The organism is Leifsonia shinshuensis (assembly GCF_022606355.1).
In the GTDB taxonomy this organism is placed as follows: domain Bacteria; phylum Actinomycetota; class Actinomycetes; order Actinomycetales; family Microbacteriaceae; genus Leifsonia; species Leifsonia shinshuensis_B.
This window is the reverse complement of record NZ_JAHHZQ010000001.1, coordinates 673,616-696,575: the sequence shown is the minus strand read 5'-3', so window position 1 is coordinate 696,575 and position 22,960 is coordinate 673,616. Positions and strand designations below refer to the sequence as shown.

Below are 22,960 nucleotides of genomic sequence, written 5' to 3'. Positions count from 1 at the left end.
CTTCCCTGACACCCGCCGCACGCAGGCTTGGGAAGCGTTCATTCATTCAGGCTGCGGAGATCCCAGCGGCGCGGCGAGCGGGGCAGCACAGCCGACTCCCGTAGCCCGTCCGCTAACAGTCACTCGCTTCTTTGCGAGCGCGCATCGCGCTTTCGTCCTCGCCGCAGCAAGTGTCCGGGTGGGCGAATTGATCGGGATAACTGCGATTATCGCGCCCCATTGAGAGGCGGGCTGCCCCTCGTTCGGTGGCGCGTCACCGACCAGTGACGGGGTCTTTCCGGGTGAATCCGTCTCTTCTATGCTGCCAGTACACGAGTTGTCAGTTGCAGGGCAATTCGGTCGGAGCTTCAGCAAGACCGAGGTAATGGATGGGCAGCGCGACAGCATATGAATCTGCGCATGGTCGGCGTTATCGAGCTCGCTGGCGCGATCCATCCGGTGTCCAACACGAGAAGCGCGGATTTCGGACCAAGCGCGCGGCTCTGAGCTATGTGAGCTCTATGGAGCGGCCGCCAGGCGTGGCGCTCACGATGCCGTCCGCGTCGCGAATAACGGTCGGGAAGCTGGCTGACGACTGGCTCGAGAACAAGCGGCAGGCCTTGAAGCCTGCGAGTTTTAGGAACCGCGTGGCGGGTATACGTGGCGCCTCGTTGGGCTACCACTCCCATCGGCTCAATACTTCCGTCCGCCGTCGAGAAATGGGTTCGTCAGCTCGGTCAAGGGGTCGCGCCGACCGCTCGAGTGCGCTCAATCGCAGGTGGGAAGTCCCTCTCCGCGAGCGTGGTGGTTAGGTCAGTTGGCGTGCTGGCGGGGATTCTCGATGTGGCCGTGCGGGACGGCCGCATAGGAACAAATCCTGCTCGCGGATTATCAAACCTGCCCCACCACGATTGGACCCCGCGTCGCCGCTACCTGACTCACGACCAGGTGTTCAGGCTTGCCGCCGCGGCACCAGACGAGGTCCGGCAGACCCTTATCCTCACGCTCGCTTACACCGGTATTCGGTGGGGCGAGGCCGTGGCCCTCACAGCAGGCGACGTGGACTTGGCAAGGCGCAGGCTCAGGATCTATCGGACGGCGACTGAGGTGGAAGGGCGTATCCACATCGGAGCACCCAAGAGCTGGCAGGCTCGGTCGGTTCCTTTCCCCGAGTTTCTAGCGCCGCGCATAGCGGCCCGAATGGCCGATGGGAAGAGGGACGCGCTAATCTTCCCAGCGGCATCGGGCGGCTTCCTACCTCGGCCGGATACTGCGTTTCGGCGGCCGTCTTGGTGGAACAACGCTCTTCGCGATGCGGGTCTAGACCATCTCACACCGCACGCCCTGAAACATACAGCTGCGAGTCTCGCGGTAAGCGCTGGCGCCAACGTCAAAGCGCTTCAAAGGATGCTCGGACACAAGTCGGCGGCGATGACACTTGACACCTACGCCTACCTCCTTGAGGACGACCTCACCGCTGTTGCCGAACGTCTCAACGAACATGCGATTGCCGATGTTGACCCGCGATTGATGCTCAGACTGTACGAGGCGCCAGCGTCCTAAGGGAATCGTTGGGTTCGAGTCCCTCCAGGGGCACCCGGAGTGCTAGTGGGAGCGCTCACGCGCGAACTAGACCTCGCCTGGCGATCAGCAGCGCGACGTCTTTTGCACTCGACTTGGGGGTCAACCCTGCTACCACGGCTTTCTCGGTCTCGGGAGTCCAAAACACCTGGAGGTACTCTCGAGCTCGCGTGATCGCCGTGTAGAAGATGTTGTGCGAGATGTCGTCCTCGTTTGCGTCGGTGATCACCACTTTGACCGACTCATATTCCAAGCCCTGGGCTCGATGGATGGACGCGGCGTATGCGACCTGGAAGGGCACAGATGTGTTCGGGGGCGCATCATCATCGTCGCTGTTGGCGAGCTCGTAGACATCGAAAGCCACCACGGAGTCGCGCACCCAGGTGAGGTCGAGGCCCAATGCATCCAGTTCAGTGACCGTTCGCGCCAGATCTACCTCGAAACGGATGCACCCGGGCTCTCGTTCAAGGCCGACTATTGTTCCCTTGAGGTTGTTGTAGATCAGCGGCTTGAACCGTTCGCTGTCATTGAAGACGATCGGGTCCCCGACTTTGTACGTTGCCGGGCCCCATTCAACCGGTGTGCTGGGGTTGGTGCTTTGGAGAAACCGGTTCACGTTATTGATGCCGTAGAGGCCGTCATAGTTGAGACAGAGGATTATCTCATCAGCGCGTCGCCTTCCGAAGAGCTCCGCATTGAGAGTCGTGGAGTACCCTCCGCGAACCATCGTCTCGGTTATGTCTTCGTCGACGTTCCGCACCTTCTGCCAGAGGGCCAGTAGCTGGGCGTTGTCGGTGCGCCATGGTTTGTCCAGTTCGAACACGGACGGCTTCGGCACAAACGACCGCATGATGCTGAACCAGTTGCCGAACTGGATCGACTCGATCTGGAAGGTGTCTCCGACGAGGACGAGCAACTTGAACTTGGTTCGGGCCAGCACATCGAGCATGTCCTCATTGCTGACGGTGCTGCATTCATCGATGACCAACACCTCGTACTCGGTCGATGAGGCGGACCACTTATGGCTGGCGATGGTACGGAACTCTGCGTTCTGCGTCTGCACGCGCCGCCGAAGGTTGTCGACCGCTGGGTGGGTGTTAGCAAGAAACAACATTGGCTTCGAGTTGAAGTAGTTCGCGATGTAGTTGACCATCGTTGACTTGCCGGTGCCGGCTGCGCCATAAACGAGGGCTACTCGTGACTCCTTGAAGAGAGATTTCAACGCCGTTGATTTACTTTCGTCGTCGATCGGTGTCGCACGCTCTGCGATCCATTGCGACATCGCTTTCTCCCAGCCGCCGACCCCCTTAGAGGCATGACTCTGGATCTGCTCGACAATTTCCACGATGTCGTTCTCGTAGCCCCGGATGTACACGTGGCCGCGGTCGACTTCCAGCCGGCGTGCCTGGTGTCTGGCACTGTCAAAGAGCAGCGAGTTGTGCTGTTCGATTAGCGGTAGGACTTCGTCACCGAAGTCTTCAAGATCGGACAACGGCGTGTAAAGCATACCGCGGCGATCCACATTGTTGTTGATTCGGCGCGCGAGCATCTCATGCGAACGACCAGACGAGTCGATGCTTTCGAGGAGATCCCAGAGGCGTGGACGGTGTCCCAATGGATTGGTGCAGAAGGGCATTTCCTCGAACGGAATGCACCCCCACTGGAAGTGCAGTTTGGAGAGCTTGTAACAAGTAGCAGAGCTGTACTGCTGGCGAAGCACTGCGTTCCTCATTGAAAGCAGCAGGTAGCGCAGTAGGAGGTAACCGGGCTCCTGCGCCCGAATAAAGGCGCGGGCCTTGTCCAGAATTGGGTAGATGCGGGGCGTCTTTGAATCCGCGAGAGCCCAGCTCTTGACTTGTTGGTAGGTGTCGTCTGGGAGGTCCACCACGTCGAGCAGCGTGGATTCCGTCTGCGTGAGGTACTGCATCAGGTTCTTGTACTCGTTGCTCGTAGTGCTGACGCGGGATTTTGGTCCGAAGAACTTGGCGAAGTTGTTGAACTCGCAGCCCCGGATAGAGACCTCCCAAGCCGTAATGAGGATGATCGGCATGGTCTGACCAAGAACACTTATCGAGGACGTCCGAAGCGCAAGCATTGCAGCATGCTTGTCGTTGATGTCATGTTCGGTGAACGCGATCACGCGGTCGACCTTGCTGATCGAGCGACGATCGGAAGGGAGGGCGAAAGTTACTTCGTAGTAGATTCGGCCGCCCACAAAGAATGGCCGCGACGACATTATGTAGTAACGCGCGTACGGGTCTCCGGCGCCAGATACCTTGCGTGAGTCTCGAACACGCTCGGCAATCTTTTCGTGGTACTCCCGCAGTGATGGGTCCAGATCAACCGGAAAGTCTTCGAGATTTTCCAAGGTCTCGAGCCCGAAGTCCTTGCTAAGAAGGTCCCGGACCCTATGGAGATACTCGTAGTACTTGAGCATCAGTCGCTCGGAGCTGTCTCCGTCAAAGGTGTAGTGCGACGCACTTGGTTGAAGCAGCCGGTAGAAGCGGCTGAGAAACGCCAGTTTCCCCTGCCCCTTCAGGAAGGCAACGGCGGCCTCGATGGCGGCGTAGTTGTACTGGCTTTCCCGCGACTTCGTGTGAGCTAGAACTGCGACGCCTTCAACGAGATTCCGAAGCTGGGACAGCATGTTCTGGGAGAGGAGTGCGCGGTCATCCGCAAGGGCCGCGATGTTAGCGCAGATGACACCGTCGATGCTATGGATGTGTTGCTCTGTAGTGCTCACTTCGCCCAATCGCTTCCATTTATGCGGCAAACAGGTGAAATGAGATTATCCGGAGGACCACCGGTGTCGGCGGAGATTAGTGCGTGACTTCTTCAGTAGCTCAGTTGTGCTTCGCCGTGCGCGGCTGGAAAGGCCCAAGTCGGACCCGTGATTGGCGTTCGTAACGACCGTCCTGGCCAGGAACCTGGATGAGCCGAGCGCTCCGCCCGAAAAGTCGCGACGGATACGGATTGGGCAAACCAAACGTAACCACTACGGGCTGTTCTCGTTGGCCAGTAGGAGGTGAGGTCGCGCCGGGCCGTGCTGGCCAGCTCGAACTGGTCGGGTTCACTAGTCTCGCCGAACGGAGATTTCGGGTTCCACGGCTCGTCGGCAGCCCGTGTCGGTGATGGGTCGGTGATGTAGGCCGCGACGGTCTCGCCCGATGCGGGCAGCGGAACTGACCGTGCGCGTCGCACCAACGCTCGAAGGAGGCCCAGTCGCTGGCGTAGCTGCGGGCAGTGCTGGCTGCGAAGGCGAGCGCCTGGTTCTCCTTGACGCCTGCCAGCAGGTGCTCGGGCAGCGGGGCGCTCTCGCGTGCCGGAACAACCGTGCCGGCTGGGACGATGACGAGCTCGGCGGAAGCGCCGACGCTGCTCTCCTCGTCGTTCTTCGGCTCGATCCGCTCCATATCCCGATTCTCTGGCCGACCTATGGCAAAACGGGGCGGAGGTTGAAAAGTCCTGTTTCTGTCAATACTCGGCCTTGAAAACCCGACCCCTTGAAGTGAGATGTGGCTGATGGCGAACCGCCAACATAGGTTGTCTTCCCGCCACGCAGATTGTCAGTTTTCGCGAACGGGACAATCTATTTGGCGGGCAACACGACGGTTTCCGTCAGGCCCGCACGTCTGCTCCGCTACAGTCATGCCAGCCGGCGCGACGCGCCGTATGAGGGGGAGACACTATGGATGAGTCCGAATCGTTGCAGCCGAGCCGTCGAACGCCGAGGTCCCACCGGCCCAGCTGATTCAGCGACTGCCGTTCAGTCAGCTGGCGATCTGGGGCTTCGTGATCTCCTGCGTGAGCCTGTTCGTATTCGGCTTCATCGGTGCGCTCGGCGCCGCGCTCTCCGGCCGCGGGTTCAGGGCTGCGGCGCAGGGTCGCGCCCGTGGCAAGGGCCTGGCGATCGCGGGGATGATCATCGGCGCGGCCGGGTTCTTGTTCTGGGCGGTCGTGTTCATCGCGTCGCACTTCAAGTAGGCCCGAGACGTCGACGCGGACAACCTAACTGGCGGGGATCAGGACAAAGTCTTGGCGGAGCCGGCTCTTGGCCTCGCCAGCCACAGAGTGAGTTGACGGCCGAGGGCTGTCTGCTGCGCCGCTCACGACCCCCAACAAGAGCCGCTCAGGGCTCAGGCAGCAACCAGAGCATCTGCGTCGCCAACTTGTCGACTGCCCCAGCAAGCTTCTTGGTCTGCTCGTCGTCAGACTGGTCCGCCACCTCCCGGACAGCGTCTCGCGCTGCCTCGATCTCTCTCATCATCTTGAATCGGTTCGTCGCCATTACTGCCCTCTCTCGTTCAGCGCCGCGGGCGCGGTGGGAGCAAGGCTAGCAACGCGTACGGAGCTACAGTCGGCACGGCCAGGTCCGCGGGCTTTATACCCTTTTGATTCTTTGTATCGCTTTAGACACCCGACCTGCCGAGTCGCATGCCCGGGATGTGGTTCACTGAGCGACAGTCCGCGGCGAGGAGGCATCGGTGGGGGATCTGGGCGGGGTCATCGGAGACGACCCTGTGCTCGAGCTGAGCTTCAGCAGTCGATACGGGCAGGGAGCCACCGAGCTCTGGGAAGCCACCCTCAAGCGGCTGGACTACGAGGACGACGACTATGACGACGAGGGCACAGAGACCGTGCTCGCGACGGCGCAGCTCGCGCGCGTGGACCTCAGCGGTCATTGGCTCGATTCGCTGGACGCGGAGAGCGGCAGCCTCGAGGCAGTCGGCGGCGCGTTCTTCAACCGCGGCCGGATCGCTGCAATCGACGAGGAATCGACCTTCGCCACAAGCCTCGTGATCGTGGACTACATCGAGGTCGTGGAGGAGTACCGCGGCTTCCGGATCAGCCACGACTTCATCCGAGGCATCGCCCGGATCTTCCGAGATGATCTGATTGCGCTCACGCCCGCCCGGATGGCCGGAGGTGATTCCGACGAGCTCGTGGAGGACGTCCTTCAGTTCGAGGGCCTGCTCCGTCACTGGGAGCGCATCGGCTTCGTCCAGGTGCCGGAGACCGACGTGATGCTGCTGCCGCGCGGGAAGCGATGACGCTACGAGCTATGGCGGGTGTAGTGTCCAGCGCGTGAGCAGCATCCGCGAACGGATCGCCAACTGGTTCAAGCGCGAGCGTGAGTACGAGCCGCCGGCCGGCCGACTGCGCGAGGACACGATCCAGCGCCTGCCGAGCGGGGGCGGCATTCAGCGCCTCCCGGGCGATGGCGTCGATCCGACGAGCTTGAACGGGCGGGTAGGGCGGAATCCCTAAGCGAGAGGCAATGAAAGCCCCATGGTGGCGTCGAGCTCCGAGGCATCGACGTGATGGTGCTGCCTAACGCTGATCGCTAGAGCGACCCGCCGTGCGAGTCGGATGGCTCGGGCAGGGGACCGCCTGGTGGCCTGATGGGTCCTTCGAAGGGCTCAGGTCAGGCGGTGTAACGGTTCTTGTCACGCTTCTGCAAGTCGTGATTCGTGAGGTCGACGCAGTGTTTTACCCGGTCAGGGGCCATTTACGCGAGCTCGGGCAGGGGCTGCGTGTAACGATTCTGAGCGACGCCTTTCGCGAACCGTTACAGCCGCTGCCGCCCTCTTTCCCTGATTTCTCAACCAAATAGAGGGAAGAGAAGAGAGATCTGTAACGGATGTAACGCAGATTCCGGGAAACTCCACACATGCGCGCCTGCTCACACGTGTGCATAGGGTTTCGCCGAAAAACTGCTACATCCGTGACATCTGCGCTTTTCCCCTGGTCAGCGGCGGAATCGTGCCGAGCTTGCACGTTACGGGAAGCGTTACAGGTGCTCCCACAGCAGGGATGAAGTGAGGCTTTTTCCTCTGTGACCGGGGATTTCTCTAGTTTCGGCGTGTGACGTTTTCGGCGTTACACGCGAGAGCGGCCCGAGCACCCGGACGAAAAATCTCCCGAGGAGCGAATGCGCCCCGGGGATTCTTGCTTCCCCGAGCTAAGCGCTTGAGTCGCGTGCTGGGCTCGTCCCCGATGGGCGACGAGTCCGGAGATCAGCCCGCGAGTCGGGCACTTGCATGTGTCGGGAACCAGGATCTCGTACGTGGCGACGGCCAGATCGGCCGTGCAGTTCCCGAGGAACCCGGAGCGCTTCGTGATCTCGATCGTGAGCTGATCCCGGCCGACCTGGGTCAGCCCTGTCGGCTCCGCCCGACACGACGAGCTGCCCCAGAGCGAAACCGCCAGGAGCCGCCCGCCGTCGGCCCACTGGACCCGCGGACCGAGATCCGCGTCAGGAAGCGCGATCTCTCCAGGCTCGGCAGTGGACGGCACCAGTGGTGGCGAACCGGTCGGAAGGCCGGGATACGACCGCTCGGCGATGGACGGCGCACAACCGGCGAGCAGCATCGCTGCAGCAAACGCTCCGGACGCCATGAAAACCCTCAACCGGTGCCGCATGACCGCACCCTACCGGTCGAGCTCGTGTACCCGCACGTACCCGCACCGCACCGCTCGCCGAAGCCAGCTCGTCGCCGAGAGCCCTGCATTCCGGTCTAGGGACCGGACGTCTCCGCCGACGTCGGGACGATGATGTGCCCGTCGTCCGCACCGCCGACTTGAATCCGTCCGTCGGCCCCGATGAGGACCTGACGGCTCCACTGGTCGGGCAGCGGACACGGCGCGCCTTTCGGCCCCGGGACGACCTCGAGCGCAATCCGCACAGCCTCCCGCGTCACGCCTGTTTCAGCGGTCGATGTGACCACGAGTTCGTGTTTCTTCGTGAGGTCCATCGTCCTGGGGGCCAGAACTTCGATCGATGGCCTGGTCCCGTCCTCGCGATCACAGGAGCCGGCGTAGCAGGCATGGACGGTGCCGCCCGGGTGCAGACGCAGCCAGATCGACGTGTCGACGGTGACGTGAGGCGGGCTGATGTCGGGCATGGAGCACGTCGCGAATAGCGGCGTGCAGCCAGCGAGGACCGCCGTGGCCAGAACGCACATGGCCACTGCAGAACCGCGCCGTCCTGAGACCCTCATGCGACCCCCCAATCGTCACTGCAGGCTACCGCGTGAGATCGCCCGAGTACCGCATCGGCACCGAGTCGCGGCGCGTGAAGCCGACCGACTCGTAGAGCCGGATCGCCGACTCGCGACTCGGCCTCGACGTGAGGTCGAGTGTCCGCAGGCCTCGCTCGCGAGCGAGCACGATCACGGCCTCCAGCAGCAGCCGGGCGATGCCGCGGCCGCGGAGCTGCGAGTCCACCACAACGTCATCGAGGTGACCGCGGACGCCGGTCGGCAGCGGGAAGGACACGAGCGTCGCCATGCCGACGATCCTCCCGTCCTCGCGGGCGACGATGAGGTCCGTGCCGTCGTGCTCGAGCATCGCCTCGACGCGGCCGCGGTCGAACGTCGCTGTCGATGACAACTGCGGCAGGAGCCTCCCGATCGCGTCGAGGTCGGCGTCCGGGAGTGCGTCGGCAACGCGGATGTGGATGTCGTCGGTCATGGTCGCACCGTATCGCTCGGCCCGGCCGGTCCGCCGAAGAGGATGGACCGGATCTCGGTGGTGATCGACGACGGGTCCGCGACAGAGTGACACTGCTACCCACCTTCGGACCGGACCGGGGTTTCGTCGTTCCCGAGCGTCCTCGCTCAGACCCCGACCCCCTACTTCCACCGGAAATGCACGAAGACCCGGCCGAAGTTCTTCGAGTCCTTCTCGACCCGGTGATACTGCGCTTTGATCTCCGGCCGGTCGAGGAAGCGCAGGACCCTCTTCTTCAGCGCGCCCGATCCTTTCCCCGGGATGATCTCGACCAGCGGAGCCTTCTTCGCCACGGCGTCCGCGATGACCGCGCGCAGGGCGCGATCGATGTCGCCGCCCCGGTTGTAGATGTCGTGAAGGTCGAGCGTCAGCTTCATCTGCCCATCCTGCACCCGCGGCCGCTGCCCGTTCGCTCCTGGCTGGCTGGACGGCCGTCGCTCACGAGCGCTTCGAGCGCGTTCTGACCAGCGCGATCACCACCGCGACCACGACGATCGCCGCGAGGATCGCGAGCGGCAGCCACGACGGTACGGGTATGTCGAGAGCCACCGTGTCGTTGCACTCCTGCCCGCTCGGCGGCGGGCTCGCGCATGACGCGTGAACGAGCAGCGCGATCACTCGGTCGTCCCTCCTGGCCGGAGTCGGGAACCGACCAACGTTAGGACCTCTGCCGCGTGCAGCGGCCGTTGCCACCGCGTGCCGAATCGCCCTCGCATGCGCTCACGGTAGCGGAAGGCCAGGCGGGGAGGCAGCGCGCACGTAGCGACGCGTGCCGGTCGGCGCGAAGGACGACTCAGCGCTGCGGAACATGCGGTTCCGGGAGCCGGTCCTCGTGGTGGTAGACCACGCCGTTCTGGTCGCCGACGCTGGTGATCGTCGCCGGGTCGAGGTTGATCGTGTCGCCGACATAGACGGCCGTGACATCCTCGCGCCGGACGGCGTTGATCGAGGTGAGGTACGCGGTGCCCACGTCGAAGCGCTTGGCGATGAACTCCCAGATGTCACCAGGCGCCACGATGTATGCCACCGGCACACCTTTGGCGTCGAGCTCGGCGGTTCCCGTGGCGTACTGGATCGGCCCGCAGTCGACGGGCTGTTGCGCCTCGCTGACGTAGTCGCGCTCCCAGAAGCCCCAGCCCTGACACGAGGCGGCTGTCGCGAGGGGAGCGGGTGTCGCGGTCGGCGTGAAGGATGCAGCGGGCGTCGGTGTCGCGGGGTGATTCGCGGTGTGGATCAGCAGGGGAACGCGCGCGGTCGAGGTACATCCCGTCAGCGCGAGCGCGACGACCAGCGCCGTGGCGGCCGCTCGTGCAACCGATCGCGCCATCGTGTCTCTGCTCCGATGACGTCAGTCGAACGTCGGGGGCTCGGCTTCAGCCGTGCGCCTCGCCGCCGGCAGGGCCACGTACGCCATCACCACCGACGCGCCGATCAGCGCGACACCGAGCGGTGAGAGGACCTGCCCGACCACGCGGATCACCAGATCGAGCACCGTGAGGAGGGCCTGGTCGACGCGTGTTGCCGCGCTCGGCTGCATGGCGGCCGTGTAGGCGAGCTGCGGCAGCAGCAGTGTCACGAGTACCCCGGCGAGAGTGAGGCCGATGCCCCACCACAGCACCACTTTCGGTCGCAGCTTCGATTCCATGATGCACGTCCCCCTTCGTTGCGGTTGGTCACGATGCTAGCGGGCCGGTTGCGGCACCGAGGTCGGCCAGCGGTCGCTCATCCAGGACCGCCAGGTCTCGAAACCGGGTGGTGGCAGGGGGCGCCAGGTCCCGTCGAGCTCGTCCTCGGCCGGTTCTTGGAAGGCCGCGCGCCACTCGGTGAAGGAGTCGGCGTCCATCACCCAGGTGGCGCCCGGATCGTCCCGCCAGCGCCGGTTGACGCGGTCCAGCAACGTCTCGGTGTCAGCGTTCGTGTACATCGTCCGGGTCGCAGCTCCGTGTTCCGAGGCGAACCAGTGGAGCGCGGCGCGCTCGTCGCGGCCCCAGAAGCCGAAGTCCAGGATCGCACTCCCGCCGAGAAGGAGCACCTGGCTCGCCGTCCAGATGAGCCGGCCTTCGAGGATGTCCCTGCGACCGTCGACGTCGCTGGAGCCGAACAGCGGTTTCATCCACTCGTCCGGGCTGAACCGGACCGCGCTGTGCTCCCGTGCGAGATCGCGCGCCCGCGTCGTCTTGCCGCTGCCCGGCAGGCCGACCATCAGGAAGAGAGTCGGTCGCCGCATGGCTCCACTCTAGGTCGCGGGCCGCCGCTCGGGGGACTCGCGAACGCGCCTCAATCGCGCGATGTACTGTCGGTGCCCGTCCCGGAGCCGCGGATCCGCTCGTCCAGTTCAGCGAGCAGCGCCCGGTACCGTTCGATCGCCCGCGGGGTGAAGCGCCGGACCTGCATCGCGAGAATCGCGTCAGCTTGGACCTCGTCGAATCCGAACGTCGTCATGATCGCGTCTCGCAGTGACGAGTCGTCGCCCTCGACGGCAGCGCAGAGCTCCAGGAGGTCGGTACGGTGCTGGGCAGCGAAGAGCATCGCCTCGACCACGGGTCGGTGAAGTCGCGCGTTGCGCACCGCGTCGTCCATGCCACCGAACTCTAGTCGGCGGTTGCGGCAGCAGGGCTACTCGGCGTCAGCCACCACCCGGTCGATCCACTCGCGCCGGGCAAGGGCGGGAATCGCCTCCCGGTCGAACCAGCCGAGCTCCACGAGCTCGACCATGTCCGGTGTCGCCGGACCGAGCAGTTCGCACTCGTACGCGATGGTCACGTACCCGACGCGATCTCCGTTCGGGTACTCGCCCGTCAACTCGTCGCCGCCGTAGGCGCTGACGAGCCGGACGATCCGGATCTCGGCGCCGGTCTCTTCGAGCACTTCGCGCCGGAGCGCGTCGGCGGGATCCTCGCCCGGCTCGATGCCACCGCCGATCAGGCTCCACAGCTCGGTGATGGCGTGCCGCGCGAGCAGGAAGGTGCGCATGCCCGCTCCTGGGATGTTTGCCAGTCAAGCTTGACTATGCTATTTTGACTGTGCCATCCAACGACGGACAGGCAAGGAAGGAATCCGATCCCCGTGACCCCCCACCTTCACTCGAGCACGCGGCGGCTCGCCGCCGGGGCAGTCGGCCTCGCCGCTGCGCTCCTCGTCCTCACCGGCTGCGCAGGAAACGCGGGGGCTCCCGCGTCCAGCGACGACGCCGGCGTCCTCATCGACAAGGCGTCGTGCGACCGCAACCGCGCCGCCGGGCCGATCACCTACATCTCCGGCTACGGCTACTCCGCCAGCGCAGGGCAGATGGATGTGTTCCTCGCCAAGGAGCTCGGCTACTTCAAGGCCCTCTGCCTCGATGTCGAGATCAACGCGTCCGGCGCGAACGGCCAGCAGCTCGTCGCGAGCGGCCAGGCGCAGTTCACTGCGCTCGGCTCCGCGTCCGACGTCATGCTCGCCGCCGCGAACAGCAAGAACCTCACCGCGGTCGCCACCTATGGCACCACATCGCCGTTCTCGATCTTCGCGAACGAGAACGTGAAGAGCCTCAAAGACCTCGAGGGCAAGAAGCTCGGCTACTTCATCAACCTCACGCCCATCGCCTCCGCGATGCTCGATGACGCCGGCGTCGACGTGTCCAAGGTCGAGCTGGTCAAGATGACCAACTACGACCCGACCGTCGTCACGCGCGGCCAAGTCGACGCGATCGTCGGCTATGCCTCCAACCAGCCGGAGAAGCTGCGCGCGGCGAAGCTGCCGTTCACCGAGTTCCTCCCGGAAGACTACGGAGTGAAGGGCACGTACAACGTGATGGAGGTCAACACGCACTTCCTCACGAAGAACCGCGCCGTGGTCTCCGACTTCATGCGCGCCGACCTCAAAGCGGTCGAGTACTGCCTCGCCGACAGCGAGAAGTGCGTCGAGATGATCTCCAAGCTCGCCGCCGACAACAACCAGGGCTCCGCCTTCCCGAAGGACCAGCAGGCCCGCACCTGGGGCGTCGAGTCGACGTGGGTGAAGGAGAGCACGGCGGGAGCGCCCGGCGTGCAGACCGAGGCCGAGTGGAAGCCGGAGTACGCGCTCGTCAAGAAGTACGGCGGGGTCAAGGACCTGCCGCCGATCTCCACCATGATGGACGCCTCCCTCGTCGCCGACCTGTACAAGGACGGCACGCTCGACTGGCCGGGCAAATGACCGGCGGAGTGGCGATCTCCGGAGTCTCCAAGAGCTTCGGCCCGGAAGGGAACCGCACCACCGTCCTCGACGACGTCAGCCTGACGATCGGCCGCGGCGAGTTCGTCTCGGTGATCGGCCCCAGCGGCTGCGGCAAGTCGACGTTGCTCAAGATCGTCGCCGGCCTCATCCCGGCCGACGAGGGGAGCGTCACGGTCGACGGCGAGAGCGTCAAGACCGCGACCAGGGACAAGCTCATCGGGCTCGTGCCGCAGTCCCCGGCGCTGCTGCCGTGGAAGACGGTCCTCGACAACGTGCGCCTGCCGATGCGGATCAACCCCAAGGCGAACGCCGGGCGCACGCTGCGTCACCCGGAGGAGCTGCTGACCTCGTTCGGACTCGGTCATGCGCTCCACAAGTACCCGTCTCAGCTCTCCGGCGGAATGCAGCAGAGAGCCGCCATCGCCCGGGCGTTCGTGTTCGACCCCGGCGTGCTGCTGATGGACGAGCCGTTCTCCGCTCTCGACGAGATGAACCGTGACCAGCAGCGACTCGGACTGCTCGAGTTCTGGCAGTCCAACCGCAAGTCGGTGCTGTTCGTCACCCACTCGGTGCCGGAGGCGATCATGCTCTCCGACCGCATCGTGGTGATGGCGGCCCACCCTGGTCGCATCGCCGAGGTGATCGACGTCGACCTGCCGCGCCCTCGGTCGGTCGAGGCGTACGCGACGGACGAGTTCCGCGACCTCGAGGGCCACGTGCGCCGCACCCTGCACAGTGTGATGGAGGAGACCCATGTCTGAGACGCCGACGATGGCGACCGCACGGATCAGGAGCGCGTCGGCCCCGAGGTCGGGCCCGTTCGCGCGGCCGGGGCTCGCCAAGCGCACCAGGGTCGGGTTCTGGCTCCCGCCGCTCATCGCCTTCGTGATCGCGGCCGTGCTCTGGCAGCTGGTCGCCCTGAACAACCCCTACGTCATCCCCACACTCGACGCCATCGGCGCCAGCCTGGTGGGCGACGCGGGGATGTATGCCGCGAACATGCTCGTGACAGCACAGGAGATCGTGATCGGTGCGGCGGCCGGCATCCTCGCCGGCTTCCTGCTCGCGGTCGTGATGGCCGAGTTCAACATCGTCGAGCGTGCTGTGATGCCGCTCGTCGTCGTCGTCATGGTGACCCCGATCGTGGCGATCGCGCCGGCCCTGGTCGTGGCGTTCGGCTTCGGGATGACGCCCAAGTACATCGTCACGGGACTGGTCGTCTTCTTCCCGATGCTCGTCAACTCGCTGGCGGGACTGCGGGAGGTCGACGGCCGCGCGCTGGACGTGATGCGCACGCTCCACGCCAGCCGCTGGGAGATCTTCCGTCACCTGCGGTTCCCGGGCAGCATGCCCTACTTCTTCGCCGGCCTCCGGATCGCGCTGCCGCTCGCCATCGTCGGCGCTGCGGTGGCCGAGTTCGTCGCAGCGGGCCAGCAGGCCGGCCTCGGCTCGCTGGTCACCGTGTCCGCCGCACAGGCGAACCTGCCGGTGACCTGGGCCAGCATCGCTCTGCTCTGCGTGATGGGCGTCGTGCTCGTCTCGCTGCTCGCCATCGTGCGCAAGCGGGTGCTCTGGTGGAGCGACGGCGAGACCGTCGCCCGCTGAGCTCACCCAAGGACCACCCACCAGAATCAGGAAGCAGAGAAACATGAGACAACTGCGCTTCGGGCTCTTCGAGAACGCCCAGGCCAACGACTCCGGAACCGCCACCTGGCGCTACCCGGAGAACAAGCGGCACCTCTTCGACACCCTGGCCTACTGGCAGGAGATCGCGAAGATCTGCGAGGACGCGAACTTCGACTTCCTGTTCCTCGCCGACGCCTGGGGGTGGGCCGACGTCAACGGTTCCCGCCCGGACATCTGCTCGGTCGAGGGCCTCGACCTCCCTCGGCTCGACCCGGCGATCGTCGCCGCGGCGCTCATCCCGACCACCGAGCAGCTCGGTCTGGTGATCACCGGCTCCACGCTCCTGGAGCAGCCGTACGCGTTCGCACGCCGGATGGCGACCCTCGACCACCTCTCCGGAGGCCGGATCGGATGGAACGTCGTCACGACCGGGACTGCGGAGACGGCCGTCGAAGCATTCGGTGTCCCGATGGTCGCCCACGACGAGCGCTACCGGATGGCGGACGACTTCATGGAGCTCGTCTACAAGCTCTGGGAGGGCGCCTGGGAGCCGGATGCGCTCGAACGGGACAAGCTGGGCCGCTACGCCGACCCGGCGAAGGTGCACCGCATCGAGCACGACGGTCCGTACTTCCGCTCCCGGGGCTTCGGCAACACGTCGTACACGCCCCAGGGGACGCCTGTGCTGTTCCAGGCTGGGACGTCGCCGGCCGGTCGCGCCTTCGGCGGCAAGCACGGTGAGGCGATCTTCCTCGGCGGCGGCACGGCCGAGAAACTCGCAGAGCACGTCAGGGCGATTCGCGCCGAGGCCGTCGCGTCGGGCAGGCGACCGGACGCGGTCAAGCTGATGTCGGCGTTCGCGTGCGTGGTCGCGCCGACCCGGGAGGAGGCGCAGCGCAAGTACGACGCCATCCTCGGCGCCCAGAGTCCCGATGTCGCGGTCGCCTCCTACGCGTGGTTCACCGGGCTCGACCTGTCGTCGTACGACCCGCAGACGCCGATGACGGATCTGCGCACCGAGCTGTCCCAGACGCAGATCGCCCGCTTCGCCGGGCAGACCGTCGGCGACGTGCTCAAGGACTGGCATGCCCACGGCGTCGGGGTCACCCCGTTCGTCGGAAGCGCCGAGGAGGTCGCGGACCACTTGTGCGAGCTGGCGGAAGGCGCGGACCTCGACGGCTTCCTGCTCACTCCGCAGGTGCAGCCCGGCTCGACCAGGGACTTCGTGGAGCTGGTGCTGCCGATCCTGCGCGAGCGCGGCGTCGCCCCCACCGGCTACGCGGCGACGACGCTGCGCGAGCGGCTCATCGGCCAGGCGGAGCCGACGTTGCCCGCCGACCACCCGGGTGCCGGCCACCGGGCCGCGGTGTCCGCAGCGGTGGCGTAGGCGGCAGGACCGGAGCGGCTGCCGGACGTGGGGGAGACCCCGCCTCCGGCAGCCGCTCGCCATTGTCCCCAGCGGCACGGGTGCGGCCGGGAAGGGCCGTGGACGCGCTCTGCCGTGCGCTCAGCCGGCGGCCTTCTCATCGGCGAAGACGTACTCGCCGGCGAGGAGACGCTCGCGCAGGTCCCGCGCCCACTGCTGTTCGGCGCGGAGCCGGATCGTGGAGAGCTCGAAGATCTCGCGTACATAGTCGGGTGTCGTCGACGACCGCGCCGTGTCCTCGATGTTGTAGGTGTTGCTGAGCACGATCGCGTCGATCTTCGTGATTCGGTGCTCCAGCGCCTCGATGACCTCCCGGCGGCTGAGCACGTGCATGAACGACACGATCGACATCACCGGCTTGGTGTCGAAGACCTCGACCTCCCAGAGCGCGGAGCGGAAGAGTCGCAGGAACTCCACCTCGCCCTCCGGTGTGATCGTGTACGTCGTGCGCGCCGGGCGCTTGCCCTCGACCTCCGTGGTGTTCTCGGCGACGTATCCGTCCTTCTCGAGCGAGCGCAGCGCGTTGTAGATGGAGCCGGGCTGGATGTTCGCCCACTCGTCGACATGCCAGGTCATCAGCTCGCGGCGGAGGAAGTATCCGTGGACGGGCTGGAACTGGTGGACCGCTCCGAGCACCACGAGCCGGGTAGTAGTCGACATGCATTCGAGTCTAGCCATGCCGTCGGGTTCGCGATTGTTTGCTTAATCAAATCTAGGTAGTATTCTTCGATATAGACAAACTTGACTAAATTGGTCGCGCGAAGGAGCCGACCGACCGGTCAGAAGAAGGGCAGCACACTCATGGGCAACACCACCTCACCGACCGAGGAGCGCGGGGGCGTCGATCCGGCGACCGCGGTCACGCTGCGCCGGGCGTTCTCGTCCTATCCCACCGGCGTCGTCGCCGTCGCCGCCCTGAACCAGGGACAGCCCGCCGGGATGGCGCTGAACTCGTTCACCTCCATCTCACTCGAGCCCGCACTCGTGGCCGTGAGCGTTGCACGCACCTCATCGACCTGGCCCGTGCTCGCCGACCGCCCGCGGCTCGGGCTGAGCGTGCTCGGCGCCGACCACGGGACGCTGTGCCGTCAGCTCTCGGCGCGCACGGGTGACCGTTTCGCCGGCGCCGACTGGCACCCGACCGCAGAGGGCGCGGTCCTGATCGACGGAGCCGCGCTCTGGCTGGAGTGCGGCGTCCGGGAGACGTTCGACGGGGGAGACCACGAGATCGTGGTGCTCGAGGTGCACGGAGCGGAGGCCTTCCCCGAGGTGGCGCCTCTCGTATTCCACCAGAGCGCCTTCCACCGCATCGCCGCCTCGTCATGACGGTGTTCGGTGGCGTCGTCGTCCCCGGCGACCGGCGCGGCCGTCAGCTCGGCTTCCCGACGGCGAACCTCGCCGAGGTCTACGGCGACGAGCCGCAGGACGGGATCTATGCGTCCATCGTCCGCATCGGGGACGCGGCGGTCCTGCGCGGTGCGACCGTCAGCGTCGGCGAGAACCCGACGTTCGGGCACACCGCGGGCAGGCGGATCGAGGTCCACATCCACGACTTCGCGCGCGCACTCTACGGAACCGAGGTCCGGGTGTGGGCGGTGCGGCGACTGCGGCCGACGATGCGCTTCTCGGGGCCGGCCGAGCTCATCCGGTACAGCGCGGAGGACATCCGGCGCTCGCGGGTCGTGCTGCTTCCGCTCCTGCGGACGGACCGCCCGTCCTGACGCCCCGCCCGCGCCGACTAGAGTTGACGCATCCCATTGGAATACGACTCTAGGAGTGGACAGGTGGCCGACGGCTTCGAGCTCTTCACCGACCGTTCCGTTGTCGCGATGCGCGTCAACGGTGAGCTGAAGGATCTCGCGACGACCGTCACGACCACCGACACCGTCGAGCCGGTCACGATCGACTCGCCGGACGGGCTCAACATCCTGCGCCACTCCACCGCTCACGTGCTCGCGCAGGCCGTTCAGGCAGTGAACCCGGAGGCGAAGCTCGGCATCGGGCCGCCCATCACCGACGGCTTCTACTACGACTTCGACGTCGCGGAGCCCTTCACCCCGGAGGACCTCAAGGCGCTCGACAAGGAGATGTCGCGCATCGTTCGTGCCGGCCAGCGCTTCGTGCGCCGGGTCGTCACCGACGACGAGGCCCGCGCAGAACTCGCGGGCGAGCCGTACAAGCTCGAGCTGATCGGGCTCAAGGGCGGCGCAGCCGCCGGCGGCGACGAGTCGGTTGAGGTCGGCTCCGGCGAGCTGACCATCTACGACAACGTCGACCCCAAGAGCGGCGAGACGGTCTGGAAAGACCTCTGCCGCGGCCCGCACCTCCCGAACACGCGCATGATCGGCAACGGCTGGGCGCTCACCCGCGTAGCCGCAGCCTACTGGCGCGGCTCGGAGAAGAACCCGCAGCTGCAGCGCGTCTACGGGACCGCCTGGCCGAGCAAGGACGAACTGCGCGCGTACCAGACCCGCATGGAGGAGGCCGCCAAGCGCGACCACCGCAAGCTCGGCGCCGAACTCGACCTGTTCAGCTTCCCGGAGGAGATCGGCTCAGGTCTCGCGGTCTTCCATCCCAAGGGCGGGATCATCCGCAAGGAGATCGAAGATTACATGCGCGAGCGGCTGATCGCGAACGGCTACGAGGTCGTGAACACGCCGCACATCACCAAGGCGCATCTCTTCGAGACCAGCCAGCACCTCAACTGGTACAAAGACGGCATGTTCCCGCCGATGCACCTCGACGAGGAACGCGACGCCGACGGCAACATCACCCGGCAGGGGCAGGACTACTACCTCAAGCCGATGAACTGCCCGATGCACAACCTGATCTTCCGCGCGCGCGGACGCAGCTACCGGGAGCTGCCGCTGCGGCTCGCAGAGTTCGGCACGGTCTACCGCTACGAGAAGTCGGGAACGCTCTCCGGCCTCACGCGCGTGCGCGGCCTCACCCAGGACGACGCGCATATCTACGTGACCGACGACCAGATCAAGGACGAGGTCGCGCGGCAGCTCGAGTTCGTGCTCGAGACGCTGCGCGGTTATGGCCTCCACGACTTCTACCTCGAGCTCTCCACGAAAGACCCGGAGAAGTACGTCGGCAGCGACGAGAGCTGGGAGACGGCGACCGAGACCCTCCGCGAGGTCGCGATCGAATCCGGCCTCGAGCTCGTCGACGACCCCGCGGGCGCCGCGTTCTACGGCCCCAAGATCTCGGTGCAGGCGCGCGACGCGATCGGTCGCACCTGGCAGCTTTCGACGGTGCAGCTGGACTTCAACCAGCCGGAGCTGTTCGAGCTGGAGTACAACGCGGCCGACGGCACCCGCAAGCAGCCGGCGATGATCCACCGTGCCCTGCTCGGCTCGATCGAGCGGTTCTTCGCGATCCTGCTGGAGCACTACGCCGGCGCCTTCCCGGTCTGGCTGTCGCCGGTCCAGGTGGTCGGCATCCCGGTCGCCGACGCTTACGGTCCGTTCCTCGACGACGTGATCTCGCGGCTCAAGGCCCGCGGGGTGCGCGCGGAGGTCGACCACTCGGACGACCGGATGCAGAAGAAGATCCGCAACCACACCAAGGCCAAGGTGCCGTTCCAGCTGATCGTCGGTGAGGAGGACGCGACCGCGGGCACGGTCAGCTTCCGCTTCCGCGACGGCACGCAGCGCAACGGCGTCACCGTCGACGAGGCGATCGAACGGATCGTCGCGAGCATCGGGAGCCACGAGCTGGTCGACACGGCATGGACCGACTGAGCGATTCGAGCGTCGGCGACGCGCGCGTCGCCGGTGACGCGGACGGGATCGACGGTCCCGTCCGCGTCGACGACCCGTCGTACCTGGTCGGCGTCCCCGACGAGTTCCAGCGCCTGTGGACCCCGCACCGGATGGTCTACATCCAGCAGGGCGACCCGGGTCACGAGGGCTGCCCGTTCTGCGTGGCGCCGACCCTGAGCGACGAGGACGCCCTGATCGTGGCGCGCGGCGAGCACGCGTACGCACTGCTCAACCTGTTCCCGTACAACAGCGGCCACCTGCTCGTGTGCCCGTACCGTCACATCGCCCTCTACGACGACGCGACGCCCGAGGAGGTCGCCGAGATCGGCAGCCTCACGCAGACGGCGATGCGCGTCATCCGCGAGGTGTCGCACAACGACGGCTTCAACATCGGGATGAATCAGGGCGCTGTGGCCGGGGCCGGGATCGCCGCGCACCTCCACCAGCACATCGTGCCGCGCTGGGCGCAGGACGCGAACTTCTTCCCGATCATCGCGCGCACCAAGGCGCTCCCGCAGCTGCTCGGCGATGTCCGCGCTGCGCTGGCGGACGCCTGGCCGAAGGGCGACGCTTAGGGGCGCGGCGATTCGTCAGCGCACCTGCGTCACGGCGAACTGCTCGCGCGGGTTCGCGTAGAACTCCTGCGACTCGACCAGCTGGAGTTCGCGGTCGCCCGACTGCAGGGTGCGGTCGAGGAGGTCGTAGACGCTCGACACGGTCTTGCTCAGGGCGCTCGCGGCGCTTCCGGAGGCGCCGTAGTGAGCGGTGAACAGTGCGGCGGTGACATCTCCCGAGCCGTTCGCCTTCAGCGGCAGGAGGGGCGTCTGCACGATCCATGCTCCGGCGTCGTCGACCGCGAGCATCTCGATGGTGTCGTCGGGCCGGTCGGGACGCTCGACGCTCGTGACGAGGACGGTGCGCGGGCCCATCGCCCGCGCCGCGTCGACGGAGGCCAGCGTGGACTCCAGGTCGGCGGGCTCGGTGCCGGTGAGGTAGCCGAGCTCGAACTGGTTCGGTGTGATGATGTCGGCGACCGGTACGACACGATCGCGCAGGAGGTCGGGGATCGCCGGGGCGACGAAGCAGCCCGACTTCGCGTTGCCCATGACGGGGTCGCAGGCGTACACGGCGTTCGGGTTCGCCGCCTTGACCCGGGCGACGGCGTCGACGATCACGTCGCCGATGCCTTCGCTGCCCTGGTAGCCGGACAGCACCGCGTCGATCTGCCCGAGCACGCCGCGCTCCTCGATGCCGGTGATCACCGCACGGACGTCGTCCGGTGCGATCAGCGGACCGCGCCACGCCCCGTACCCCGTGTGGTTGGAGAAGTTCACCGTATAGACGGGGAGCACCTCGACGCCGATGCGCTGCAGGGGGAAGACGGCGGCGGAGTTGCCGACGTGACCGTAGGCGACAGCGGACTGGATCGAGAGGATCTTCATCCCACGATCCTCTCATCCCGCAGGGGCCGCCCTCGTCAGGTCAGGTCAGGTCAGGTCAGCTCGGCTCAGGTCAGCTCAGGTCAGGGCCGCGGCCCGGCGACGTCCGCGAGATCGTCGAGCAGCCGGTCGGTCTCTTCCGGCGTGAGGTCGTGCACGGTCAATCGCAGCTGGTGCGATGGCGCCCTCCGCTCGCCGAGCCCGAACTCGTCGCCGGTGCGGGCGAGCCACCCGCGTCGCATCAGCCGCTCGGCGACGATCCGCGCCTCGCCCGGGAGGTCGATCCACAGGTTGAGGCCGTCGCCGGCCTCGGTCGGCAGCCCGCGCTCGGTGAGCTGCGCCGCGAAGTCCGCGTTGCGCTCCGCATAGTGGCGACCGGCCTCCGCGATCTCGGCGAGCACCGACGCGTCGCTCAGCTGGGCCAGCACCAACCGCTGGAGGATATGGCTGACCCAGGTCGTGCCCGGGCTGAGCCGGAAGGCGAGGCGCTCCGCGGTCTCCGGGTCGGTCGCGGCGACGGCGAGGCACATGTCGGGGCCGAGGAACTTCGACACCGAGCGCACGAGCGCGTAGCGCTGGTGGCCCGGGCCGATGAGGGTCTCGTACGGTCGCTGGGACAGCATGGAGAAGTGGTCGTCCTCGATCACGAGCACGTAGGGGTGCTCGACGAGCAGCGCGCGCAGTTCGGCCGCGCGGGCGGGGGAGAGCGTCGCCCCCGTCGGGTTCTGCGCGCGGGGCGTGCAGATGATCGCCCGCACGCCCGCGTCGAGGGCGGCGCGGAGTCCGTCGACCGTCATCCCCTCGGCATCGACCGGAACGGCCACCGCGCGATAGCCACCGTGTCGGACGGTGTGGATGCTGGCGAGGAAGCACGGGTCTTCGAGGGCGACGGCGTCGTCGCGGAGGAGTGCCTGGGCGAGCAGCCGCTCGACGGCGTCGACGGCCCCGTTGGTCACCGTGATCCGCAGATCGTGGTCCGGGAGGTCCTCCCGCACCCAGCTGAGGGCACGCGCCTGCAGCGCGGGGTCGATCACCGGCTCGCCGTAGAGCACCGGGCGGCCGACGGCGCGGGCCAGCGCCGCGGACAGGTCGGGGATGCGACCCGGGTCGGGGTTGCCCGTGCCGATGTCGCGCAGCACGCTGTCGGCCGCGAAGCCCTCCTGGGCCACGGCCTCCACTCCGGCGATGACCGTGCCGGCGCGCCCGCGCGCCACGACCACCCCGGCCTGCGCGAGCAGGCGGTAGGCGGCGACCGCGGTGTTGCGGTTGACCTGCAGCTGGACGGCGAGCTCGCGGACCGGCGGCAGGGCGTCTCCCCGGCGCAGCGCCCCGCGCTCGTGCAGCGCGCGCACGCTCGCGGCGATCTCCGCCGCCGTCGTTCCCGTGATGACTTGTTCGTCCATTGCACTCCCCGGCTTCAGAGTCTACCG

At 66.4% G+C, this 22,960-nt stretch carries 25 protein-coding genes; 12 read left to right on the top strand and 13 right to left on the bottom strand.

What is annotated here, in order from left to right; genetic code table 11:
• Positions 1–639 precede the first annotated feature (639 nt).
• The gene (locus tag KNO15_RS03395; RefSeq protein ID WP_308220419.1) at positions 640–1,542 is read left to right on the top strand and encodes a tyrosine-type recombinase/integrase; all 903 of its coding nucleotides are present in this window, start codon (positions 640–642) and stop codon (positions 1,540–1,542) included.
• A 55-nt stretch (positions 1,543–1,597) separates the two neighbouring features.
• Here KNO15_RS03395 and KNO15_RS23270 read toward each other — a convergent pair whose 3' ends face one another.
• Positions 1,598–4,303: an ATP-dependent DNA helicase gene (locus tag KNO15_RS23270; RefSeq protein WP_241702038.1), complete on the bottom strand. Its 2,706-nt coding sequence runs from the start codon at positions 4,301–4,303 to the stop codon at positions 1,598–1,600.
• 1,061 nt (positions 4,304–5,364) lie between these two features.
• Here KNO15_RS23270 and KNO15_RS03385 point away from each other — a divergent pair.
• The 3 genes from KNO15_RS03385 to KNO15_RS03375 all read left to right on the top strand — a co-directional run bounded on the left by KNO15_RS03385 (position 5,365) and on the right by KNO15_RS03375 (position 6,828).
• Complete coding sequence (locus KNO15_RS03385) at positions 5,365–5,544, top strand: hypothetical protein (RefSeq protein WP_241702037.1); 180 nt, start codon at positions 5,365–5,367, stop codon at positions 5,542–5,544.
• 500 nt (positions 5,545–6,044) lie between these two features.
• A complete protein-coding gene (locus KNO15_RS03380; protein WP_241702036.1) occupies positions 6,045–6,611 on the top strand; it encodes a hypothetical protein in 567 nt (188 codons plus the stop codon).
• Positions 6,612–6,645: 34 nt separating this feature from the next.
• Positions 6,646–6,828 (top strand): hypothetical protein, encoded by a 183-nt coding sequence (locus tag KNO15_RS03375; RefSeq protein WP_241702035.1) that lies wholly within the window; start codon positions 6,646–6,648, stop codon positions 6,826–6,828.
• Positions 6,829–8,078: 1,250 nt separating this feature from the next.
• Here KNO15_RS03375 and KNO15_RS03370 read toward each other — a convergent pair.
• The 9 genes from KNO15_RS03370 to KNO15_RS03330 all read right to left on the bottom strand — a co-directional run bounded on the left by KNO15_RS03370 (position 8,079) and on the right by KNO15_RS03330 (position 12,045).
• Positions 8,079–8,465, bottom strand: coding sequence for a hypothetical protein (locus tag KNO15_RS03370; protein WP_241702034.1), 387 nt, complete (start codon positions 8,463–8,465; stop codon positions 8,079–8,081).
• A gap of 121 nt (positions 8,466–8,586) precedes the next feature.
• Positions 8,587–9,033: a GNAT family N-acetyltransferase gene (locus tag KNO15_RS03365; protein WP_241702033.1), complete on the bottom strand. Its 447-nt coding sequence runs from the start codon at positions 9,031–9,033 to the stop codon at positions 8,587–8,589.
• A 161-nt stretch (positions 9,034–9,194) separates the two neighbouring features.
• Complete coding sequence (locus tag KNO15_RS03360; RefSeq protein WP_241702032.1) at positions 9,195–9,449, bottom strand: Smr/MutS family protein; 255 nt, start codon at positions 9,447–9,449, stop codon at positions 9,195–9,197.
• A 61-nt stretch (positions 9,450–9,510) separates the two neighbouring features.
• Entirely contained in the window at positions 9,511–9,690 is a 180-nt protein-coding gene (locus KNO15_RS03355; RefSeq protein ID WP_241702031.1) for a hypothetical protein, read from the bottom strand.
• Positions 9,691–9,865: 175 nt separating this feature from the next.
• A complete protein-coding gene (locus tag KNO15_RS03350) occupies positions 9,866–10,399 on the bottom strand; it encodes a LysM peptidoglycan-binding domain-containing protein (RefSeq protein ID WP_241702030.1) in 534 nt (177 codons plus the stop codon).
• A gap of 21 nt (positions 10,400–10,420) precedes the next feature.
• A complete protein-coding gene (locus KNO15_RS03345) occupies positions 10,421–10,717 on the bottom strand; it encodes a hypothetical protein (RefSeq protein ID WP_241702029.1) in 297 nt (98 codons plus the stop codon).
• Between the two features lie 36 nt (positions 10,718–10,753).
• On the bottom strand, positions 10,754–11,299 hold the full coding sequence (locus tag KNO15_RS03340) for an AAA family ATPase (protein WP_241702028.1): 546 nt from the start codon (positions 11,297–11,299) through the stop codon (positions 10,754–10,756).
• Positions 11,300–11,349: 50 nt separating this feature from the next.
• Positions 11,350–11,652 carry a hypothetical protein gene (locus KNO15_RS03335; protein WP_241702027.1) on the bottom strand — a complete coding sequence of 101 codons (303 nt, stop codon included), beginning with the start codon at positions 11,650–11,652 and terminating at the stop codon, positions 11,350–11,352.
• Positions 11,653–11,688: 36 nt separating this feature from the next.
• Positions 11,689–12,045, bottom strand: coding sequence for an NUDIX domain-containing protein (locus KNO15_RS03330; RefSeq protein ID WP_241702026.1), 357 nt, complete (start codon positions 12,043–12,045; stop codon positions 11,689–11,691).
• 93 nt (positions 12,046–12,138) lie between these two features.
• Here KNO15_RS03330 and KNO15_RS03325 point away from each other — a divergent pair, with 93 nt between their 5' ends.
• The 4 genes from KNO15_RS03325 to KNO15_RS03310 are packed head-to-tail and all read left to right on the top strand — an operon-like array spanning position 12,139 to position 16,282.
• Positions 12,139–13,248 (top strand): ABC transporter substrate-binding protein, encoded by a 1,110-nt coding sequence (locus tag KNO15_RS03325; protein WP_241702025.1) that lies wholly within the window; start codon positions 12,139–12,141, stop codon positions 13,246–13,248.
• A complete protein-coding gene (locus tag KNO15_RS03320) occupies positions 13,245–14,030 on the top strand; it encodes an ABC transporter ATP-binding protein (protein ID WP_241702024.1) in 786 nt (261 codons plus the stop codon). The genes KNO15_RS03325 and KNO15_RS03320 overlap by 4 nt, the downstream gene beginning before the upstream one ends.
• Complete coding sequence (locus KNO15_RS03315; RefSeq protein WP_241702023.1) at positions 14,023–14,874, top strand: ABC transporter permease; 852 nt, start codon at positions 14,023–14,025, stop codon at positions 14,872–14,874. The genes KNO15_RS03320 and KNO15_RS03315 overlap by 8 nt, the downstream gene beginning before the upstream one ends.
• Positions 14,875–14,917: 43 nt before the next feature.
• The gene (locus KNO15_RS03310) at positions 14,918–16,282 is read left to right on the top strand and encodes an NtaA/DmoA family FMN-dependent monooxygenase (protein ID WP_241702022.1); all 1,365 of its coding nucleotides are present in this window, start codon (positions 14,918–14,920) and stop codon (positions 16,280–16,282) included.
• Positions 16,283–16,402: 120 nt separating this feature from the next.
• Here KNO15_RS03310 and KNO15_RS03305 read toward each other — a convergent pair whose 3' ends face one another.
• Positions 16,403–16,981, bottom strand: coding sequence for a PadR family transcriptional regulator (locus KNO15_RS03305; protein ID WP_241702021.1), 579 nt, complete (start codon positions 16,979–16,981; stop codon positions 16,403–16,405).
• Positions 16,982–17,122: 141 nt separating this feature from the next.
• Here KNO15_RS03305 and KNO15_RS03300 point away from each other — a divergent pair, with 141 nt between their 5' ends.
• The 4 genes from KNO15_RS03300 (at position 17,123) to KNO15_RS03285 (ending at position 20,666) form a co-directional block, all read left to right on the top strand.
• A complete protein-coding gene (locus KNO15_RS03300) occupies positions 17,123–17,647 on the top strand; it encodes a flavin reductase family protein (protein ID WP_241702020.1) in 525 nt (174 codons plus the stop codon).
• Positions 17,644–18,042: a riboflavin kinase gene (locus KNO15_RS03295; protein WP_241702019.1), complete on the top strand. Its 399-nt coding sequence runs from the start codon at positions 17,644–17,646 to the stop codon at positions 18,040–18,042. Before KNO15_RS03300 ends, KNO15_RS03295 begins: the two co-directional genes overlap by 4 nt.
• 63 nt (positions 18,043–18,105) lie before the next feature.
• Positions 18,106–20,070, top strand: a complete 1,965-nt coding sequence (gene thrS / locus KNO15_RS03290) for a threonine--tRNA ligase (protein WP_241702018.1) — start codon at positions 18,106–18,108, stop codon at positions 20,068–20,070.
• Entirely contained in the window at positions 20,058–20,666 is a 609-nt protein-coding gene (locus tag KNO15_RS03285) for an HIT family protein (protein WP_241702017.1), read from the top strand. Before thrS ends, KNO15_RS03285 begins: the two co-directional genes overlap by 13 nt.
• A gap of 15 nt (positions 20,667–20,681) precedes the next feature.
• On the opposite strand, the gene pdxY is transcribed toward KNO15_RS03285, so the two are convergent.
• Both pdxY and KNO15_RS03275 read right to left on the bottom strand, forming a co-directional pair.
• Entirely contained in the window at positions 20,682–21,533 is an 852-nt protein-coding gene (gene pdxY / locus KNO15_RS03280) for a pyridoxal kinase PdxY (protein WP_241702016.1), read from the bottom strand.
• Between the two features lie 80 nt (positions 21,534–21,613).
• On the bottom strand, positions 21,614–22,933 hold the full coding sequence (locus KNO15_RS03275) for an aminotransferase class I/II-fold pyridoxal phosphate-dependent enzyme (protein ID WP_241702015.1): 1,320 nt from the start codon (positions 22,931–22,933) through the stop codon (positions 21,614–21,616).
• Positions 22,934–22,960: the final 27 nt, after the last annotated feature.

What these genes read in the sequence shown, in the direction of transcription:
- pdxY (WP_241702016.1), bottom strand. Translation starts at nt 21,533, where the DNA reads ATGAAGATCCTCTCGATCCAGTCCGCTGTCGCCTACGGTCACGTCGGC.
- KNO15_RS03330 (WP_241702026.1), bottom strand. Translation starts at nt 12,045, where the DNA reads ATGCGCACCTTCCTGCTCGCGCGGCACGCCATCACCGAGCTGTGGAGC.
- KNO15_RS03305 (WP_241702021.1), bottom strand. Translation starts at nt 16,981, where the DNA reads ATGTCGACTACTACCCGGCTCGTGGTGCTCGGAGCGGTCCACCAGTTC.
- KNO15_RS03340 (WP_241702028.1), bottom strand. Translation starts at nt 11,299, where the DNA reads ATGCGGCGACCGACTCTCTTCCTGATGGTCGGCCTGCCGGGCAGCGGC.
- KNO15_RS03345 (WP_241702029.1), bottom strand. Translation starts at nt 10,717, where the DNA reads ATGGAATCGAAGCTGCGACCGAAAGTGGTGCTGTGGTGGGGCATCGGC.
- KNO15_RS03370 (WP_241702034.1), bottom strand. Translation starts at nt 8,465, where the DNA reads ATGCCCGACATCAGCCCGCCTCACGTCACCGTCGACACGTCGATCTGG.
- KNO15_RS03365 (WP_241702033.1), bottom strand. Translation starts at nt 9,033, where the DNA reads ATGACCGACGACATCCACATCCGCGTTGCCGACGCACTCCCGGACGCC.
- KNO15_RS03310 (WP_241702022.1), top strand. Translation starts at nt 14,918, where the DNA reads ATGAGACAACTGCGCTTCGGGCTCTTCGAGAACGCCCAGGCCAACGAC.
- KNO15_RS03275 (WP_241702015.1), bottom strand. Translation starts at nt 22,933, where the DNA reads ATGGACGAACAAGTCATCACGGGAACGACGGCGGCGGAGATCGCCGCG.
- KNO15_RS03315 (WP_241702023.1), top strand. Translation starts at nt 14,023, where the DNA reads ATGTCTGAGACGCCGACGATGGCGACCGCACGGATCAGGAGCGCGTCG.
- KNO15_RS03360 (WP_241702032.1), bottom strand. Translation starts at nt 9,449, where the DNA reads ATGAAGCTGACGCTCGACCTTCACGACATCTACAACCGGGGCGGCGAC.
- KNO15_RS03285 (WP_241702017.1), top strand. Translation starts at nt 20,058, where the DNA reads ATGGACCGACTGAGCGATTCGAGCGTCGGCGACGCGCGCGTCGCCGGT.
- KNO15_RS03320 (WP_241702024.1), top strand. Translation starts at nt 13,245, where the DNA reads ATGACCGGCGGAGTGGCGATCTCCGGAGTCTCCAAGAGCTTCGGCCCG.
- KNO15_RS03295 (WP_241702019.1), top strand. Translation starts at nt 17,644, where the DNA reads ATGACGGTGTTCGGTGGCGTCGTCGTCCCCGGCGACCGGCGCGGCCGT.
- KNO15_RS03335 (WP_241702027.1), bottom strand. Translation starts at nt 11,652, where the DNA reads ATGGACGACGCGGTGCGCAACGCGCGACTTCACCGACCCGTGGTCGAG.
- KNO15_RS03300 (WP_241702020.1), top strand. Translation starts at nt 17,123, where the DNA reads ATGGGCAACACCACCTCACCGACCGAGGAGCGCGGGGGCGTCGATCCG.
- KNO15_RS03350 (WP_241702030.1), bottom strand. Translation starts at nt 10,399, where the DNA reads ATGGCGCGATCGGTTGCACGAGCGGCCGCCACGGCGCTGGTCGTCGCG.